1 pseudogene is annotated in these 2,475 nt (G+C 73.1%); it reads left to right on the forward strand.

From position 1 onward, the window contains the following. Positions 1-2,475 (forward strand): annotated as a pseudogene (locus CLM62_RS34720) (ribonuclease E/G); the annotation flags it as partial.

Genomic DNA, 2,475 nt, shown 5'->3' on the forward strand with positions numbered 1-2,475 from the left:
CCGGCCCGCCGAGACCGCCGTCGCGGAGGAGGAGCCGGAGGAGGCCGAGGAGTCCGCCGAGGACGCCGTCGAGGGTGACGAGACCGAGGACACCGGCGCGCGACGTCGCCGCCGTCGGGGCGGCCGTCGCCGTCGCCGGGGCGAGTCCGCGGAGGGCGAGTCGGGTGACGCCCAGGAGGCCGACACCGACGAGCTCGCCGCCGCGCAGGCCGCGCAGGACGCCGAGGACACCGCCGAGCAGGTCGAGGAAGACACCGAGGACTCCACGGACACCGCGGAGGACCGCGAGGACGCCGGCGGCTCCAGCAGCAGCCGTCGCCGCCGTCGCCGTCGCCGTCGGGCCGGTGACACCTCCGTCGACACCGAGCCCGGCGACAGCGACCCCGAGCGCACCGTCGTCAAGGTCCGCGAGCCCCGCCCGAAGGCCGAGCCGTCCGACGAGGTGCAGTCCATCAAGGGCTCGACCCGCCTGGAGGCCAAGAAGCAGCGCCGCCGGGAAGGCCGTGAGCAGGGCCGTCGGCGCGTGCCGATCATCACCGAGGCCGAGTTCCTGGCCCGGCGCGAGGCCGTCGAGCGCGTGATGGTCGTCCGCCAGCACGGCGACCGTACGCAGATCGGCGTCCTGGAGGACGGCGTGCTCGTCGAGCACTACGTCAACAAGGAGCAGTCGACCTCGTACGTCGGCAACGTCTACCTCGGCAAGGTGCAGAACGTGCTGCCGTCGATGGAGGCCGCCTTCATCGACATCGGCAAGGGCCGCAACGCCGTGCTGTACGCCGGTGAGGTCAACTTCGAGGCGCTGGGCATGGCCAACGGGCCGCGGCGTATCGAGTCCGCCCTGAAGTCCGGCCAGTCCGTGCTCGTCCAGGTGACGAAGGACCCGATCGGCCACAAGGGCGCCCGCCTCACCAGCCAGGTGTCCCTCCCCGGCCGCTACCTGGTCTACGTGCCCGAGGGCTCGATGACCGGCATCAGCCGCAAGCTGCCCGACACCGAGCGGGCCCGGCTGAAGACGATCCTCAAGAAGATCGTTCCCGAGGACGCGGGCGTCATCGTGCGCACCGCCGCCGAGGGCGCGAGCGAGGACGAGCTGCGCCGGGACGTCGAGCGGCTGCAGGCGCAGTGGGAGGACATCCAGAAGAAGTCCAAGAACGGCAACGCGCCGACGCTGCTGTACGGCGAGCCGGACATGACCGTCCGGGTCGTGCGCGACATCTTCAACGAGGACTTCTCCAAGGTCATCGTCAGCGGCGGCGACGCCTGGGAGACCGTCCACGGGTACGTCGCGCATGTCGCGCCGGATCTCGACGAGCGGCTGCAGAAGTGGACCTCCGAGGTCGACGTCTTCGCCACCTACCGGATCGACGAGCAGCTCGCCAAGGCGCTGGACCGCAAGGTCTGGCTGCCCAGTGGCGGTTCGCTGGTGATCGACCGGACCGAGGCGATGGTCGTCATCGACGTCAACACCGGCAAGTTCACCGGTCAGGGCGGCAACCTCGAGGAGACCGTCACCAGGAACAACCTGGAGGCGGCCGAGGAGATCGTGCGCCAGCTGCGGCTGCGCGACCTCGGCGGCATCATCGTCATCGACTTCATCGACATGGTGCTGGAGTCCAACCGGGACCTGGTGCTGCGGCGCCTGCTGGAGTGCCTGGGCCGGGACCGTACGAAGCACCAGGTGGCCGAGGTGACGTCGTTGGGGCTCGTGCAGATGACCCGCAAGCGGGTCGGGCAGGGGCTGCTGGAGTCGTTCTCCGAGACCTGCGTCCACTGCAACGGCCGCGGTGTCATCGTGCACATGGAGCAGCCGACCGCGGTCGGAGGCGGCGGCAAGCGCCGCAAGCGCGGGCGCGGTGGTGACGGGCAGGTGCCCGAGCACGAGGCCGTGGCGGCCGTGGAGGCCGCCGAGGAGACCGTCGAAGAGGTGGTCGCCGAGGCCGCCGAGCCCATCGCTCTGCCCGAGCCTCCCGCGGCGGAGCCGCTGATGGATGCCTTCGCGCCGGACGAGGAGCTGTACGGCAGCGTCGCCGAGGCGGAGGCCGCGGCCACACGCGGTCGTACGCGGCGCCGGGCGAGCCGGCGTGCGTCGGCTCCGGCGGGTGCGCCGAGGCGCGAGGAGAGGCGGGCCGAGGCGGCAGCGTCGCCGAGGCGGAGGCCGCGGCCACACGCGGTCGTACGCGGCGCCGGGCGAGCCGGCGTGCGTCGGCTCCGGCGGGTGCGCCGAGGCGCGAGGAGAGGCGGGCCGAGGCGCGGGCCGAGGCTCCCACGGCTCAGGACGTGACCGTCGAGGAGGAGGCCGCCCGTCCGGTGCAGCCGGAGGAGGCCGCCGTCGCGCACGCCGAGCCCGTCGCCGTGGAGGACCCGGTGGTCGAGGCTCCGGCTCCGGCCGCCGAGGAGGCCGCGCCCAAGGGCCGTACGCGCCGTCGCGCCACCCGCAAGGTGTCCGCGCCGGCCGGTTCGCCCCCCGGGGCCGAG

This window comes from Streptomyces sp. SA15 (assembly GCF_002291145.1).
Classification (GTDB): Bacteria; Actinomycetota; Actinomycetes; order Streptomycetales; family Streptomycetaceae; genus Streptomyces.